We start from the raw sequence: 14,685 nt of genomic DNA on the forward strand, positions 1-14,685 counted from the left end.
TCTTATCCTCTCTTCCAGTGGTTGGGATGAACCAGCGCGGGCTGGGCATTCAAGGCCTCTATCCCGAAACCGGCTAGTGCCTTGTACTTTTCAGCATGTGCTGCCAGCACGTCATGTGGCAGCACTTCATCAATCTTGTCGAACTCGCCGGCGCACAGATCTTCCACCTGCTGCAAAATCGCGTCCGGCCCCGACCCACGGTTCGCCAGTGTCACCTGAGTAGTGCGTGGGCGAACCTGTGCTTCGTAGGCTTCCAGCGCCAACGGTGTTGGCCCGTGTTCGGCAATTACGGCCCCGAGGATGCGGGCATCCACAATAGCCTGAGAGGCGCCGTTTGACCCGACAGGATAGGTTGGATGTGCAGCATCGCCCATCAGCGATATGTGTCCGCGGGTCCATCGTTCGAGCGGCTCGCGATCGACCATCGGGTACTCGTATACCCGTTCAGCGGCGCCAATCATATCTGGCACATCAAGCCAGTCAAACCGCCAGTTACGAAACGCGGGCGCGAAATCGGCCAGATCTGCGGGGCGGTTCCAGTCTTCGCGCCGCCACCCTTGTGCCGGATCTACACGCCGCTCTGCGATCCAGTTGACATCCACAAGCCCAGTTTCCGGGTCGGCTTTGGAGATAGGATAAGCCACAATGCGTAAGGTGTCGTGACCTGCGAGGATCATATCCTTGCCCGATAAAAACGGCGGCATCCGCGTCACGCCCCGCCACAGAATAGCGCCTGCCCAAAGCGGCGCACCCTCTTGCGGCACAAGTTGCGACCTTATAGCCGAATGGATCCCGTCGGCACCGATCACAATGGCACCCTTTTCCTTTTTCGTTCCGCCAATATGTTCGACGTATAGCTCGCCGGTTTCGGAGGCCTGTTTCACGCGATTGCCCGTGACAATACAGTTTTCACCCGCGCGTTGAATGAGGGCATCGTGAAGCAGCATCTGCAATTTGCCCCGATGGATCGAATATTGCGGCCAGTTGTAGCCAGCATGAAGGCCCCGAGGCTCCTTCCAGATTTCCCGCCCTGTCTTGCTGTAAAAACCAAGGCTGCGGGTTGCGACGCCTGTCGATTCCAATGCGTCCTTAAGATCAAGATCGTAAAGCTCGCGGACCGCATTGGGTTGTAAATTGATGCCCACACCCAGAGGTCTGATCGTATCGACCGCTTCAAAAATGCGAAATGGTACGCCGATCTGGTGCAGGGTTAGGCCAAGCGTTAACCCTGCAATCCCCGCACCTGCGATCAACACGGTCACGTGATGGCTCCTGATGCCCGCATCGCTGCCAGTTGATCGTCGTCAAACCCAAGCGATTTCAATACCTCAACGGTATCCGCGCCCGGCGCGCGGGGTGGATCCGGCATCGGAGGCAGGCTGCGGCTAAACCTAGGTGCTGCGCGTGCCTGCACCACACCGTCGACGTCATGATAGGCTTCTCTGACCGCGTTGAATGGATGCTGTGCGGTTTCGCCGAACTCGAGCACCGGCGCGACACAGGCATCGGTTCCTTCAAAAAGTGCGGCCCAGTCATCGCGGCTGCGCTGTTTGAAGTGTTTGGCAAAAATCGTCTGCTGCTCGGGCCAGCGGGCGGTGTCAAATTGGGCGTCAAGTTCGATACCTTCGACGCCGGATACCGCGACAAGCTCGGCAAAGAATTGTGGTTCAAGTGCGCCTACCGCAATGTATTTCCCGTCTGCGCATTCATAACAGCGGTAAAAATGCGAAGCCCCGTCAAGCCAGTTTGCCGACCGGTTCCGCTGCCAGTTGCCCTGCGCGATCATGCTGTGAATGAGGCCCATCATGGCAGGAACACCATCAACCATGGCCGCATCCACGATTTGTCCCTTGCCTGAAACCCCTCTTTCGATCACCGCAGAAAGGAGTCCCAGCAATAGGAACATCGTGCCGCCGCCGAAGTCCGCGACAAGGTTGAGCGGGACAACAGGTGGACGATCCGCAGGGCCGATAGCGTGCAATGCACCTGTCATGGCGAGATAGTTGATATCATGACCGGCGGTCTGTGCCTTGGGGCCCGTTTGGCCCCAGCCTGTCATGCGTCCGTAAATCAGATGTTCGGGGCAGTCGTCAGGCCCCAGCCCTAGCCGCTCCATCACGCCGGGGCGGAACCCTTCGATCAGAACGTCTGATGCGGCGACAATTTTCTGTGCCGCGGCGCGTCCCAAAGGCGTTTTTAAATTCAAGACGATGCTTTTTTTGCCGCGTCTGTTGATATCTGTAGGATCTGGCGCTGCAGTCGCCCGGTCAATCACCGTGACGTCGGCGCCAAGATCGGCCAGTAACTGGCCAGCAAGTGGTGCCGGCCCAAGCCCGGTGAATTCAACGACTTTCAACGATGTAAGCGGCCCGCTCATTTGGCCATGTGGCAGGCGACGCGGGCACCTCTGATCTCGCGCATCTGCGGGCGTTCCGCGCTGCAAATGGGTTCTGCGAAAGGGCATCTTGGATGATAGGCGCAGCCCGAAGGGGGGTTGATCGGATCAGGTATTTCGCCGGTTGGCGGCGGCACGTCCCGACCAAAATTGCCAAGTTGGGGTGCTGCGGCCAGCAGCATCTGCGTATAGGGATGTTTTGGGTCGTCGAATAGTGCGTCAGGATCGGCTTCTTCAACCAGACGACCGAGATAGAGCACGCCAATCCGGTCTGCCATGTGTTGCACGACGGTCAGATCGTGACTGATGAACAAATAAGTCAGCCCAAACTCATCCTTCAGGTCACTCATCAGGTTGAGAACCTGCGCCTGAACGGACACGTCGAGCGCAGACGTGGGCTCGTCGCAGACGATCAGCTTCGGCTCGGACGACAGAGCCCTCGCGATGCAAATCCGCTGCCGCTGCCCTCCGGAAAATTCATGTGGAAATTTGCCGGCATCCTGTGCCGACAGTCCGACCGCTTCAAGCAGACGTTCCGCCATACCCGAGGTGTCACCGCCACGGGCTGCCACGGGCTCTACGATAATATCGCGCACGCGCCATCGCGGGTTGAGAGACGCAAACGGATCCTGAAAGATCATCTGGATGTCACGGCGCACTGCATCCACCTTGGCCGCGTCACTCTCGCGCGCGAGGTCCACGCCACGAATTTCGACCGACCCCTTGGATGGGTTCAACAGGCCGACGAGCATTTTGCCGATGGTGCTTTTGCCAGAGCCGCTTTCACCCACCAAGGCATAAACGCTGCGGGCCTCAATATCGAAGCTCACATCTGAAACCGCCGTCAGAAAGGCTTTTTCGCGCCTTTCCAAAACGCGGTTCAACCAAGGCTTGGACACGTCGAAAATGCGCGTCAGATTACGGATTGCGACAAGGCTCATGCGGTTACTGCCTCTTCGGTCAGAGGAAAGTAGCATGCCGCGCGGCCACCGGTTTCGTCGATGCTCGGGCCGGGGTTTGCCTTGCAGGTCTGTTGCGCTTTGGGACAGCGAGGATGAAAAGCGCACCCCTGTGGCAACGCGTCCAGTCGCGGCATGGCACCGGGGATCTGATGCAGTCGTGCCTGTCCGCGTGACGCCAGAGGGGTCGAGCCCATTAGCCCGTTGGTATAGGGGTGCTGGGGTGCGGTCAGAACCTCCCGCACCGGACCAATCTCTGCCAGTTTGCCGGCATACATTACCGCAACGCGGTCGGCAGCCTCGGCAATGACACCCATGTCGTGGGTGATCAGCATCACCGCAGTGCCCCGTTCCCGGCACAACTTTTTCAGCAGGGCGATGATCTGGGCCTGCACGGACACATCGAGGGCTGTGGTCGGTTCATCTGCAATAATCAGTGACGGTTCGGCACACAGCGCCAACGCAATCACGACCCGTTGGCGCATACCGCCGGAAAACTCGTGCGGATAGCTGCTCACGCGTTCGGCAGCCCCCGGAATACCAACTTCTTCCAGCGCGGCCACAGCCCGGCGTTCTGCTTCGCTGCGAGAGATGTCCAGATGCGCCAGCATTGTTTCTGTCAGCTGATCGCCGATACGCAAAAGGGGATTGAGCGAGGTCAGCGGATCCTGAAAGACCATGCCGATTTCCTTGCCGCGCAGTCGCCGCATGGCTTCGCCAGTTACATTGTCAACGCGCGTGCCATTGAGGAGGATTTCGCCAGACGCGATATGCGCCGGAGGGCTGAGCAAGCCGATCACCGCATTTCCTGCCATGGATTTTCCGGCACCGGACTCGCCGACGACGCCGAGAATTTCACCCTCACCAATTTCGTAAGACACCCCATCTACAGGCCGCAGAATCCCGTAGCGCGTAGGAATTTCGACCGTCAGATTATTTATAGAAAGCACGTTCGTCATGAATGGTGTTTATCGTTGTGCGTTGCGGGTGCCGAAATAACCAAGAACTGTACGTCGGTGGCGCTGTCGTTACGCACTTCATGTTTTGACTTGGGAAATACTGATAAAGCATCTCCGGAATTGAGGATCGAGACGCGTCCATCCACTTCGATATTCAACCTTCCTTTTAGCACATAGAACAGTTGGGTTGCCTCGGCATGAAAGTGTCTGTCTTCCTGGCCACCGGCGGGCATTCGCTCTTCGGTGACTGAAAGACCGGCTTCATCAAGTAAACGCCATCCATCGCATGTGCCGCCCCAAGTATAGTGAGGAGCATTACTGACGTTGATGACCGCTGTGCTGCTCATCAGCGCAACCTCGGGTTCAAAGCGTCGCGCAGCCAGTCGCCCAGCAGGTTCACAGACAAGGCAAGCGTCAAAAGCGTAACGGCAGGAAAAAGCAGGATCCACCATTCTCCGGAGAACAGAAAGCCCTGTCCGATGCGAATAAGCGTGCCAAGTGATGGTTGGGTTGGCGGTGCTCCGACACCGAGGAAAGACAGAGTTGCCTCTGCGATAATGGCCAGCGCGAGTGAAATGGTGGCGATCACGAGAACGGGGCTCAGCACGTTGGGAAGGATGTGGCGCAGCATAATTGCGCCGGGTCCACGCCCGATCAACCGTGCGGCCTGAACGTATTCCTTGTTCTTCTCGACCAGTGTCGCGCCGCGGACCACGCGGGCAAACTGAACCCAATCCGACAGGCCAATTGCGATAATGAGTACCCAAATTGCCATCTGATCGCGGTATTCTACAGGCGTGATCCCTTTCGCAATGCCAAAGATCAGCATCGCCACAAGGATTGCAGGAAAGGTCAGCTGTACATCCGCCACCCGCATGATGACAGTTTCCGTCCATCCTCCAACGTAGCCGGCGACGAGCCCTAAGGTGATACCGAGTATCATGGCAAACAGGACAGCGGCGACGCCGACAAAAAGCGAAATTCGCATCCCGTACAGAATGGTCGAGAACACGTCCCTGCCCTGATCATCCGTACCAAGCCAGAAAGTGTCACCGGTAAAGGCATTCGGCTCCATCGGTTTGGAAAAACCGTTCATCAGGTTCAACGATGCCGGGTCGAAGGGATTATAAGGGGCGATGAGCGGGGCGAAAATGGCACAGAGCACCATCAGCAAGACGACCATCGCAGAAACAACGGCGACCGGCGATTTCTTGAACTGGAAAACGAAATCGCTTTCCAGTGCCAGACGCAGGCGAGACTTTTCTTTGGGTTGCGGCAGGGACGATTCCGACATCAGTGCGCCTCTGTCCGGTCGACGCGCAAGCGCGGATCAATAGCGAAATAGAGCAAATCAACAATCAGGTTGATCGCGACAAACATCACCGAGATCAGCATCAGGTATGCTGCCATAACGGGGATATCGACGAACTGTATAGCGTTGATAAAAAGCAGCCCGACACCGGGCCACTGGAATACTGTTTCGGTGATAATGGCAAAAGCGATGATGGATCCCAGCTGCAAGCCGGTCACGGTGATGACGGGCACCAGCGTGTTTTTCAAAGCATGTCGAAAGTTAACGGCGCGCTCGCGCAACCCGCGGGCGCGCGCAAAGCGGATGTAGTCCTGTCGCAGCACCTCAAGCATTTCGGACCGCACCAGCCGCATGATCAAGGTCATCTGGTAAAGGCCCAAGGTGATCGACGGCAGGATCAGAGCGAGCAGACCGCTTTTTGTCAAAAAGCCGGTAGACCAACCGCCGATCATCGTGGTTTCTCCGCGTCCGAAACTCGGTAACCACCCAAGCTCAACGGAAAAGAGGTAAATCAACAGGATACCGATCAGAAATGTCGGAAGGGAAACGCCGATTAACGAGACGGACATGATGGCATTGGCTGCAAATCCGTCACGCCGGATCGCGGTGAACACGCCCAAAGCAATCCCGATGGAAATCGCCAGAAACCCTGAGACCGCCGCGAGTTCCAGCGTGGCCGGAGCCCGTTCCAGCAAGATGTCGGACACCGGACGACCTTGCCGGTAACTCACGCCAAAGTTTCCCTGCGCCGCGCCTTGCAAAAATTTGTAGTACTGTACCGGAAACGGCTGGTCGAGACCCAGTTCTGTCCGCAGACGCTCTATGTCCGCCTGGGTCCGTTCCTGCCCAAGCATGTTGTCCACCGGATCACCGACAAAGCGAAACATGGAAAACGCGACCAGCCCCACCACGAGCAGGACCAGCGCGGACTGAAGGACCCGTTGAACTACAAAAGCAAGCATCAGGTCACGCAATCATTCGTTCACGGTAACCCAACGCAGGATGAAGAAATTATCCGGCCGCTGCGTCATCGAGATGTTGGATTTGGTACCCCATACCAAGGGCTGCACGTAGAGCGGCACATAGGCCGCCTCGTCCTGCAGGATCTTGGCGCTCTCATCCAGCATCGCCTGACGCTTGGTGTCGTCAATCTCTGACTGGATCATCGGCAGCAATGTGTCGATACGGTCATTGCTGAAGGCCCCGAAGTTCCATGAGCCGAGTTTTTTCTCTTCGTCGGGTGTGGACGCCAGAAAGCGGATCGGATGTTCGGCATCAAAGGTGCCGGGAGACCAGCCCAGAAGGTACATGTCGTAGTTATCGGCGCGCAGTTCCGGCCAGTAGTTCTGAACGGGCATGGCATCCAGCGTGGCGCGCAGACCAACCTGCGCCAGCATGCCCGTTATGGCCTGACAGACAGCTTCGTCATTCAGATAGCGGTCGTTTGGGCACTTGAGACCAAAAGAAAACCCATCCGGATATCCCGCCTCGGCCAGCAGGGCCTTGGCCTTGTCCGGGTCAAACGCGGGCCGTGCGGCCAACGCCTGACTGTAGCCGCGCATGGCAGGGCTGACCAGCTGGCTGGCCCCTTCTGCATTGCCACGCATGATGGTCTGAAGGATAGCCGGGACATTTACTGCATGACCTACTGCCTGACGCACGCGCACATCGGCAAAGGGGTTCGCGTCGGTCGTTTCAGCCGAATACTTCAGGGTTTCGGCCTCATGCGGGAAACCGAGCATGATCACGCGTGCCTCAATGCCCTGGATAACCTGAATTTCGGGGTTGGCCAAAAGCCGCGCCGTGTCCTGAATGGGGACCGGATTGATAAAATCGATGTCCCCAGAAAGCAACGCTGCGACAGCCGTGGCCGGGTTCTGGATAGGTGTGAATTCAGCCCGCGTAACATTGTGCTCCGGGGTGTCCCACCAGCCTTCGAAAGGTTCCAGCACGGTCCGCAAGCCGGGCTCTCGGGTCGTAACCCTGAAGGCACCGGTGCCGTTCGCGTTGAGAGTTGCGTGGTTGCCGTTGTCCTTGTCGGGTGACATTGCGTCGTTTGTCGCGGCCCAACCACTGTCCATGATCATCCAGTTCGCGATACTGTCGGGAAAGATCGGATTGGGTGCCGAAGTCAGAATGTCGACGGTAAAATCGTCGACTACTTTTACATTACTCACAGGGGCAAACCAGCTGCGTGTGTCGGCCGCCTCACCTGAGGCGCGCTGGTAGGAAAACAACACATCCTCGGCGTCGAAACTGCTGCCATCATGAAACGACACGCCTTGGCGCAGCGTGAACCGCCAGCCTTCGCCGTCACCGATCGGTTCCCACGATGTAGCCAGTGCAGGTTCAATCGCCATGTCCTTGCCACGCCTGACGAGCCCCTCGTAAACGTTGTTCAGAAAGCCAAGAACAGGAGCCGAGTTGACCGCATGCGGGTCCATCGTCTGGGGGTCTGTGGTTGACCCCCAGGTAAATTCTTCTGCATGAGCGGCGGATGTCATGACCATCGAAACGGCAATGACTTTGAACAGTGTTTGCATGGTGTGACCTTTTCTCGGTGACGCTGGGAATGATCCAGCGGCGCGTTCCTGTCGGAACGCATACTATTCTGAGAAGACCGGCGATGCCGGTCTTATGCCCGCGGCCTGAAGGAACCGCGCAGCATTTTCACGCTGCGCGGCTATTGCTTAGTTAAGCTGGAAGTATTTGATTTTAGGAGAGTCTTCCGCTTCTACCACTGTATCTACATTTGATTTCAGGCCCCAGTTCAAAACCTGGTGGTGCAGCGGGATGTAGAGTTTTTCTTCCTGCACAACTTCCCAAATTGCCTTGATGTCAGCGTCGCGCGCTTCAAGGTCCGTGTTTGAAGCAAGGCTCTGAATTTTTTCGTTCAGTGCATCGTTGTTGTAGCGCGTTCCGTTCCATGAACCGTACTTTTCGTCGCGCCCATGCACGAGGAAGTTAAAAATGTACTCTGAATCGTATGTAGGTACACCCCAGCCGAGCATGTAGAAATCTGTCTCAAGCGTGTTGATCAGGGGGAAGTGCTGGGCCTTTGGCTTGGCATCGAGGTTCACGGTAATTCCGATCTGCGCCAACATACCGACAGACGCCTGACAGATCGCCTCGTCGTTGATATAGCGGTCGTTCGGACAATCCAGTTGGATTGAGAACCCGTCACCATATCCCGCTTCTGCCATCAGTTCTTTTGCCCGGTCCAGATCAGTGCTGGAGGATGCATCCATCTCGGCATCCCAACCGTTTACGAAAGGTGGCGCGATCATGCCTGCTGGCGCAGACTGGCCACGCATGACGACCTGTTTGATCGCATCACGGTTGATTGCGAGGTTCATGGCCTCGCGTACGCGTACGTCAGCCAGCGGGTTCTTGCCATCGACATTGTCGTTCTTGAGGTCCGCGTCGCCCGAGTTCATCCCGAAGAAGATAACGCGGTTCTGCGGTGCTGTCCGTACATCCAGCCCGTCTGTCGCCGCGACCCGTTCAAGGTCTTGCACCGGCACGTCCTGAATGAAATCGACCTCGCCCGACAGCAAAGCAGCAACACGGGTCGCCGCATTCTGGATCGGTGTGTAGACGATTTCGGTTACGTCGAGGGGAAACTCACTTTTACCCCAGTAGTTCTCGTTCAGGGTCAGAACAGTCTTTACATCGGGTTCGCGGCTTACGAGCTTATAGGGGCCGGTGCCATTCGCGTTTTTGGCAGCGAAAGTATCTTCGCCCCCTTCGTAGTCCTGCACCTTCACGGCGTTGTTCGCTTCTGCCCACTCTTTGTCCATGATGAACATGTTCGTCAGGTTATTGGGCATGATCGGGTTTGGACCGTTGGTTACGATCTCGATGGTATACGCATCAGGAGCCCGCACTTCGACTACAGAAGCAAGCAGCTCTTTGTAGTCGGAATCCGGCGTCATCGCCCGTTCGAGGCTGAACTTTACATCAGACGAGTCAAATGCGGAGCCATCGTGATAGGTTACACCTTCCCGCAGCTTAAAGGTCCAGACGTTCGGATCACTCTCTGACGGGTTCCATTCCGTGGCAAGTGAAGGGACCAGCGCGCCGGAATGGTCACGCATGACCAGCGTCTCCATGATCTGATGCGCCAGCGTCGAAGTCGGTCCTTCGTTTTGCGCGTGTGGATCAAGGGTGAGAGCGTCACCGGCGCGTGCCCAACGCAGGGTGTCTGCAGAGGCAAGTGTTGTCGACGATAGCAGGATCGCTGCCATGGCGGCAGTTGTCATAAATTTCATCGGTATCTCCCCGGTAGATTATTTTTTATGCACTCAGTCTTTGGCACAGAGGCACGTTTGGCAAGACCCATAACGCAACTCTTCCGCGAAAGTGATCGCCGTTGCCCCTGATTTATGCACGGCTTGCCAGCGACGGATCGGGTATTTGAACGCGTCTGCCGCCTTCCTGAAAATCGGCCAAGCCCAAGGGCCAGACAGTACCAGGCCAGCGCAGCTCCATCTGCTGCAACCGGGGTCTGTAAACGGCCGTATAAAGCGTGCCGAACCCTGCTTGAAACGCGGTCGAATAGAGCGGCGGTTTCAGAAAGGCACCGATAAACTTTTCTTCGGGATCACGATGCAGTGTCAAACGGTGCAGCAAATACCGCTCGCGCTCTACTGTGGCGGTGAAGCGCGCGTGGCTGACCCACTCAACATTTTCCTGGTGATTGGTCGCCACCGCCGCGTGGGTGATCAGCGTTGAACGATCCGGGGCCATCATCGCTGTCAAATACCGTCTTTCGCTGTCCAGCACGGTTACATTGTAGCTCATATGCGTGGGGACGCGTGCAAGCACCTTGCGCGCATCCTCTAGCGTCTCGCAGGTTTGCAGCACGTATCGAAGGATCAAAGGCACGCCGAACCCCTCTCCGACGATGCGCCGACCGCCGAAGGTAAGTGAAATCGCGAGGCCCGCGTCATTCATACCGTCAACCATGCCCCAAAGGCCATCAGAGGTGCCGACCACGTCGCGCCCCTGCCAAGATGTGCGCAACACAAGGCTGTCAAAGGCATAAGGGTTGTAATCGTAATTGCGCACCAGCACCGGCTCTGCTCCGGTCCAGATTGCCTGACTGCATCCTGCGAGATAAGGCGGCGGGCAGTAAAAAGACAAAAACCGCGCGGCCAGATCGCCGCCGCCGGCCAGATCACACAACTCTTCGTAAAGCGGCATCATCTCCGGCATGTGTTCTTGCAGGGCCCGCCTGCTCTCGCCATAGGTCGGGCGGGCGTTTTCACCCTCTTTAAGCCACCAACGCTTGTAATCAGGCCAGTATTCTTTGAACAGCCCGGCCCATTTCGGGCCGGGCGTGTCCTCTTTTAGCGCGCGCCACTGCATGTCTGCGCGGTCCTTTCCCGGTCAGAGTATCTTGAAGGCAGGATCCGCCAACGCCGGACCGGCCTCTGCGGTCGGCAAAGGTTTGGCTGCAACGGCCTGTTTGATACCGTGAATCCACCGTTTGGCCCGGTCGTTGAGTTCAAACCCTTTGGTCATTGAACGCCCGCGAGTAACCAGAATACCGATATCGGCCCCTTCATAGCGGTAGTCGCCGGGGCCAAGAATGCGCAAAAAGAATGCTTCGTTTTCACTTTCCACCGCGCGGCGGTGATAGTCGAAACGGTCATAGACAACGCGCCCGTCTTCAAGCATCCGGTAGATGCCCGTTTCTGGTGCCGCGGTACAAATGTCGACACTGTCTTCGGTATGTTTGATGACCATCTGAGACCAGCTATCGATATTAGCGCTATCCGCCCACCGCGCATTCAGCTCATCCACATCAAGATTGAACTTCTTTCTTGAGAACTCCAGCAGGTGGAACAGGAACAAAGGCGCATCCGCGTGAGCGAAAGCGGCGTGGTTGGTCATTGAAGACGCCCCCGTGATCCGCGGGTTAAGCTCGCCCAACCACAAATCACCGGTCTTTTTGTCGATCAAAAAGTCGAGTTCGAAATATCCTCTGTAACCTTCCTTGCGCAGCTGTTCACCGAACTTGAACGTCAGATCGCGTGCACGCTCGCGAACTTTCGGAGGGAACGCTGTCGAGAGGATCTCGTTACCGCACCAGCCGCCGCGGTAAGGTGTAAGCTCCTTAAAGCCAACCAGTTCAGTCATCAGCGGGCCGACAATCGTGCCCTCAGATGTGGCACAGGCTTCGATTGCAGAACCTCGGCAATCGATCCGTTTCATGATCTTGATCTCGCCCTCCCCTACGATCTCGTGTTCATGACGGCGGAAATCCTCTTCGGACTTGATAAAAAACGTTGTGTGACCGGAATCGCCAAAAGCTGATTGCAGGACAAGATCATTTCCAATCCCTGCTTTTTCGCAGGTTTTTTTGAGATCGTCGTAGTCCATTACCTCGGCCAGAACATTTGGCACCGATGGCACGCCCGCTTTATTTCCGATGCGAACCGTTTCGATTTTGTTGTCCATGTTGGTGCGCAGCTTTGCCTTGGGAAACCAGACCGTCCCGCCGAGTTCTTTGGCCAGACGCTCGGTCTCTTCATCAAACATCAGGAAGACAAACTTTGGCTTGCCACCGCGTCTTTTGATGTAATCAATCACCTCTTTGTGCTGCAGCAGGTAATTGTTGATGTCTTCTATCGACTGGAATTCAGCGTGCGGTTGCTCGGACGGACAAAAGACGTTCGGATGACGCCCGTCATAACAGTCGATATAGCAGATATACTTGAAATTCTTGACCCACTCGTCGATGCCGAGAAGGTTAAAGTTTGTTGCCGAGACGAAATAGACCGGATCCTCATTGCGGTGAAAGTACCGGCGGATTTCCGAGATATTCTTCAGAACCGTTGTGGCCATTTTAGTCTGTCCTCTCTGATTGTCTTATTCCGCGACATGCGCGATTTTTTTAGTCACCGGCTTGGCATCCACCAGTTCTTGCAAGGCTTCATTGGTAAAGACCCGCAATCCAAGATCGGGCCTGTAGCCGTGTATTTCGCTGACATCGAGCGCCAGCATAAAGGCAAGAATTTCCCGGCTGATCACCTGACCCGGCACAAGAATGGGGAATCCGGGAGGATACGGGATGATAAAGCTGGCCGAAACGATTTCTTCTCCGGCGTCCAGTGCAGCGCCAAGCGAACCGTTGATGTCGTGATAGTTACATTTCTCTTCGTCGTAAGCGAGGAAGAAGGCAGAACGAATGTCGCCTTCGCCTGTGACTTCGCATTGGCGAAATGCATCATGAAAGCGGCTGAAGTCCGGCAAGGGCGGCAGTTCTTCCATCAGTGCCTTGACCCGTTTGTCAAAGGCGAGACGCTCCATTCGGCTTGCATCGTCCAATCGCTCATCCAGTGATTTTGCAATCTCAACAAGCACTTCGATAAGATATGCGACACTTGAACGGGTCGTTCCGATATTGGTCATGAACAAGACAGTATTGCGCGAGGTCTTGTTGATCTGGATGCCGTATTTGTCCATGAGGATATCGGTCTTGAACGTGTCACCGTCCCAGCCGGTACCGCCCACAGCGAGCGTCACGCGCGTAGCGTCAAGAACAAAGTCATCTTGTTCCCAACTGTCCCACATGTCTGTCCAACCCTGTTCGGCATCGTAATAACTTGTGATCCCCGACTGTCTGTGATCGTCGGGGATCATGTCGCCCGCCGTCAGCACTTTGAAGTATTTCTTGAGCAAAGGGTGGGTCATGATCGCACGGCGCATCGAAAGCGCGGCTTCGATCTGCCGCTGCACGAACTCATAACCTTCGAGCTCCACCTGTCGGCGGCCCACGTCAAGACTGGCTATGATCTGATAGTTTGGCGAGGTTGACGTGTGGGTCATGTAAGCCTCGTGAAACGCCTGCTCTACCTCGCCTTTGAAATCCTGATCGTTCACGTGGATCATTGACCCTTGCCGCAGGGATGTCAGCGTCTTGTGCGTTGACTGGCATGCGTATACCCGAACTCTGGCGGTCGGCGGCGGAATCAGACGCGTATTGAGCAAGGTCTGTTCGTCGGCGTTTTCCAGCAAGGCCTGCTGCGCCTCATAGACGCGGCGGTGCGCTTCGGTCCTGAACTTTTTACGCAACGAATCTGCCGACGCCATTCCGGTGCGCTGGCGGTAGGTTGGGTTAAATCTGGCGAAACCGAACCACGCCTCATCCCACAGAAAGACAAGGTCCGGCTTGATCGCCAAACACTCTTCCATGACCCGCTCGACATTATACACCAGCCCGTCAAACGTGCAGTTGGTCAGCAACAACATCCGCACGCGGTCAAGCTTGCCCTCCGTCTTCAACTTCAGCAGCTGGTGTTTGATTTCCTTGAGCGGAACGGCGCCGTACATCGAGTATTCATTGAGTGGGTAACTGTCGAGATAGCAGACCTGCGCACCTGCCAGAACCATCCCGTAGTGGTGTGACTTGTGACAATCGCGGTCGACCAGAACGATATCGCCCGGGCGCACCAGCGCTTGCACTACGATCTTGTTGCAGGTGGATGTCCCGTTCGTCGCAAAGAAGGTCTGCTTGGCCCCAAACGCACGAGCAGCGAGTTCTTGCGCCCGTTTGATCGGCCCGTGTGGTTCCAACAAACTGTCCAGACCGCCAGAAGTTGCGGACGTTTCCGCCATAAAAATGTTGGGGCCGTAAAACGCGCCCATGTCCTGTATCCAGTGGCTGCGCGTGATCGATTTACCGCGCGAAATAGGCATCGCATGGAAAACACCGGTTGGCTGTTTCGAGTATTCTGTCAGCGCGGTAAAGAACGGTGTTTTGTACCGCGACTGCACGCCCCGCAGGATGTTCAGGTGCAGTTCGACAAAGTCTTCCTGATTGTAAAAGACACGGCGGCAAATCCCCAGATCAAGGCCTGCAATGTCTTCCACTGACCGTTCGGTGACAAGATACGCGTCCAATTCAGGACGAACACGCGCAATGAGGCGGCACAGCTCCGGCCCGAGATTTTCGGGCTCCATATTGTCGATCTCTTCCTGACTGCCCGCGCGGTTCATGTACCGTTTGACAATTTGCTGATCCATCTTCGACTTCAGGACGAGGCCCGGACG

General features: G+C 56.3%; 12 protein-coding genes. All 12 read right to left on the reverse strand.

The window, feature by feature from the left end:
* Window positions 1-2: 2 nt before the first annotated feature.
* Window positions 3-1,262 (reverse strand): flavin-dependent oxidoreductase, encoded by a 1,260-nt coding sequence (locus AC2D8V_RS19545; RefSeq protein ID WP_484735283.1) that lies wholly within the window; start codon window positions 1,260-1,262, stop codon window positions 3-5.
* The gene (locus AC2D8V_RS19550) at window positions 1,259-2,377 is read right to left on the reverse strand and encodes a CaiB/BaiF CoA transferase family protein (RefSeq protein ID WP_484735284.1); all 1,119 of its coding nucleotides are present in this window, start codon (window positions 2,375-2,377) and stop codon (window positions 1,259-1,261) included. Before AC2D8V_RS19550 ends, AC2D8V_RS19545 begins: the two co-directional genes overlap by 4 nt.
* Complete coding sequence (locus AC2D8V_RS19555; protein ID WP_484735285.1) at window positions 2,374-3,336, reverse strand: ABC transporter ATP-binding protein; 963 nt, start codon at window positions 3,334-3,336, stop codon at window positions 2,374-2,376. Before AC2D8V_RS19555 ends, AC2D8V_RS19550 begins: the two co-directional genes overlap by 4 nt.
* Window positions 3,333-4,313: an ABC transporter ATP-binding protein gene (locus tag AC2D8V_RS19560; protein WP_484735286.1), complete on the reverse strand. Its 981-nt coding sequence runs from the start codon at window positions 4,311-4,313 to the stop codon at window positions 3,333-3,335. Before AC2D8V_RS19560 ends, AC2D8V_RS19555 begins: the two co-directional genes overlap by 4 nt.
* Complete coding sequence (locus AC2D8V_RS19565) at window positions 4,310-4,660, reverse strand: cupin domain-containing protein (protein WP_484735287.1); 351 nt, start codon at window positions 4,658-4,660, stop codon at window positions 4,310-4,312. The genes AC2D8V_RS19560 and AC2D8V_RS19565 overlap by 4 nt, the downstream gene beginning before the upstream one ends.
* A complete protein-coding gene (locus AC2D8V_RS19570; protein ID WP_484735288.1) occupies window positions 4,660-5,607 on the reverse strand; it encodes an ABC transporter permease in 948 nt (315 codons plus the stop codon). Before AC2D8V_RS19570 ends, AC2D8V_RS19565 begins: the two co-directional genes overlap by 1 nt.
* Window positions 5,607-6,587 carry an ABC transporter permease gene (locus tag AC2D8V_RS19575; RefSeq protein ID WP_484735289.1) on the reverse strand — a complete coding sequence of 327 codons (981 nt, stop codon included), beginning with the start codon at window positions 6,585-6,587 and terminating at the stop codon, window positions 5,607-5,609. Before AC2D8V_RS19575 ends, AC2D8V_RS19570 begins: the two co-directional genes overlap by 1 nt.
* A gap of 12 nt (window positions 6,588-6,599) precedes the next feature.
* Window positions 6,600-8,168: an ABC transporter substrate-binding protein gene (locus tag AC2D8V_RS19580; protein WP_484735290.1), complete on the reverse strand. Its 1,569-nt coding sequence runs from the start codon at window positions 8,166-8,168 to the stop codon at window positions 6,600-6,602.
* Between the two features lie 147 nt (window positions 8,169-8,315).
* Window positions 8,316-9,896 (reverse strand): ABC transporter substrate-binding protein, encoded by a 1,581-nt coding sequence (locus AC2D8V_RS19585; protein ID WP_484735291.1) that lies wholly within the window; start codon window positions 9,894-9,896, stop codon window positions 8,316-8,318.
* A gap of 112 nt (window positions 9,897-10,008) precedes the next feature.
* A complete protein-coding gene (locus AC2D8V_RS19590) occupies window positions 10,009-10,995 on the reverse strand; it encodes a C45 family autoproteolytic acyltransferase/hydrolase (protein WP_484735292.1) in 987 nt (328 codons plus the stop codon).
* A gap of 21 nt (window positions 10,996-11,016) precedes the next feature.
* Window positions 11,017-12,477 carry a biotin carboxylase gene (locus tag AC2D8V_RS19595; RefSeq protein WP_484735293.1) on the reverse strand — a complete coding sequence of 487 codons (1,461 nt, stop codon included), beginning with the start codon at window positions 12,475-12,477 and terminating at the stop codon, window positions 11,017-11,019.
* A 24-nt stretch (window positions 12,478-12,501) separates the two neighbouring features.
* On the reverse strand, window positions 12,502-14,685 hold a 2,184-nt coding region (locus AC2D8V_RS19600; protein ID WP_484735294.1), incomplete at its 5' end, for an aminotransferase class I/II-fold pyridoxal phosphate-dependent enzyme.

This window comes from Roseobacter sp. YIN89 (assembly GCF_057219365.1).

Bases quoted from the DNA above. Each gene is read 5' to 3' on its own strand.
- AC2D8V_RS19550 (WP_484735284.1), bottom strand. From the start codon at position 2,377: ATGAGCGGGCCGCTTACATCGTTGAAAGTCGTTGAATTCACCGGGCTT.
- AC2D8V_RS19555 (WP_484735285.1), bottom strand. From the start codon at position 3,336: ATGAGCCTTGTCGCAATCCGTAATCTGACGCGCATTTTCGACGTGTCC.
- AC2D8V_RS19560 (WP_484735286.1), bottom strand. From the start codon at position 4,313: ATGACGAACGTGCTTTCTATAAATAATCTGACGGTCGAAATTCCTACG.
- AC2D8V_RS19565 (WP_484735287.1), bottom strand. From the start codon at position 4,660: ATGAGCAGCACAGCGGTCATCAACGTCAGTAATGCTCCTCACTATACT.
- AC2D8V_RS19570 (WP_484735288.1), bottom strand. From the start codon at position 5,607: ATGTCGGAATCGTCCCTGCCGCAACCCAAAGAAAAGTCTCGCCTGCGT.
- AC2D8V_RS19575 (WP_484735289.1), bottom strand. From the start codon at position 6,587: ATGCTTGCTTTTGTAGTTCAACGGGTCCTTCAGTCCGCGCTGGTCCTG.
- AC2D8V_RS19580 (WP_484735290.1), bottom strand. From the start codon at position 8,168: ATGCAAACACTGTTCAAAGTCATTGCCGTTTCGATGGTCATGACATCC.
- AC2D8V_RS19585 (WP_484735291.1), bottom strand. From the start codon at position 9,896: ATGAAATTTATGACAACTGCCGCCATGGCAGCGATCCTGCTATCGTCG.
- AC2D8V_RS19590 (WP_484735292.1), bottom strand. From the start codon at position 10,995: ATGCAGTGGCGCGCGCTAAAAGAGGACACGCCCGGCCCGAAATGGGCC.
- AC2D8V_RS19595 (WP_484735293.1), bottom strand. From the start codon at position 12,477: ATGGCCACAACGGTTCTGAAGAATATCTCGGAAATCCGCCGGTACTTT.